Here is a 510-nt window from a genome sequence, read left to right on the forward strand (position 1 = left end):
TCTCGCCGATCACCGCGGTCGCCGCCGGACAGGCTCCGGCGGCGACACCCTGTAAGGCGACTCCCCGTCGCCTGATTACTCCTCGACCACCGCCTCGCTGATCTCGAAGAGCAGCTCGTCGGTACCCTCGTCTGCGTCGATGGCGACGTGGCCACCGTTGGTGAGCCGGCCGAAGAGCAGCTCGTCCGCCAGCGGCCGCTTGATCCGGTCCTGGATGAGGCGGGCCATCGGCCGCGCGCCCATCTTCGGATCGTAGCCCTGGGTCGCAAGCCATCGCCGCCCGTTGTCGGTAACGTCCACGGTGACCTTCTTCTCCGCGAGCTGGTGACGCAGCTCCCGGATGAACTTCTCCGCCACCTGCTCGACCACAGCCGGGGCCAGCGGATTGAACTGGATCATCGCGTCCAGGCGGTTGCGGAACTCCGGCGTGAACGTCCGGCGGATCGCCTCCACGCCGTCGCTGGCATGATCCTGCGTGGTAAACCCGATGGATCGACGGCTCTGCTCCTC

Annotated in this window: 1 pseudogene; it reads right to left on the reverse strand. The window is 67.5% G+C overall.

The annotated features are described in order from the left end of the window. Positions 1-75: 75 nt before the first annotated feature. Positions 76-510, reverse strand: a pseudogene (gene clpA, locus G7A99_RS24670) (ATP-dependent Clp protease ATP-binding subunit ClpA); the annotation flags it as partial.

Source organism: Arhodomonas sp. KWT, from assembly GCF_010993615.1.